Genomic DNA, 714 nt, shown 5'->3' with positions numbered 1-714 from the left:
ACGTTTTACCTGTTCAACATCTTTATATTCACTGTAATCATCTGTTACTGAAATTGTGAAATCTGGTGCTGTAATATAATCTTTAGGTGTCTTTGTTTCTTTGACGATATATTTCCCGTAAGGAAGATATGGTGTATTTGCTTTACCATTTGAATCAGTTGTGATAACTGCATAAGTTGTAGCGTTATCCCATCCGACATGGTTTACTTCACTGTACAATTTGAAGGTGAACTCTGCTCCTTGTAATCCTTTTACAAGACCTGAAATACTGTCCTTTTCTCCTGACTTGAAAACTTGGATCTTTTGCATATTCACTCTGTTAGTACCTTTTGCACTTCTTGATACTTTTGAAACTGTTTGTCCTTCATAATCAATTGATACACTGATCTTTGCATCATTGAATACCAATGAATCATTTGTTTTTGATTCTTGAATGTAATATTTCCCTAATGGCAATTCACTCCAAGCAATCTTTCCATTGGCATCTGTTTTCTTGCTTGATACCAATGCACCTTTTTCATAGTAAGTTTTTGTTCCAGCCTGATTTGTAATCTTTTCACTTGCATGTAATTCAAAAGTTACACCTTCAGCAGTAGCATCACCTTTTAGACCATTTGTTTTAGAAGTATCGATTTCTTTTTGGAAATCAATATTTCCTTTAGGTTCATCATCTGTAACACTCAATACTGTTGTCTTATCTTTTTCTACTTTGAC

At 33.8% G+C, this 714-nt stretch carries 1 protein-coding gene; it reads right to left on the bottom strand.

Annotated elements, in window-relative coordinates:
- Positions 1-714, bottom strand: a 714-nt coding sequence (locus tag LJD32_RS15010) for a prealbumin-like fold domain-containing protein (protein WP_227403842.1), incomplete at both ends; no start/stop codon positions are given.

It is taken from the genome of Faecalibacillus sp. TM498, from assembly GCF_020589955.1.
Lineage (GTDB): Bacteria > Bacillota_I > Bacilli_A > Erysipelotrichales > Coprobacillaceae > Faecalibacillus > Faecalibacillus intestinalis.
Note: the sequence above shows the minus strand (reverse complement) of the source record. Positions and strands in the feature narration are given on the sequence as shown.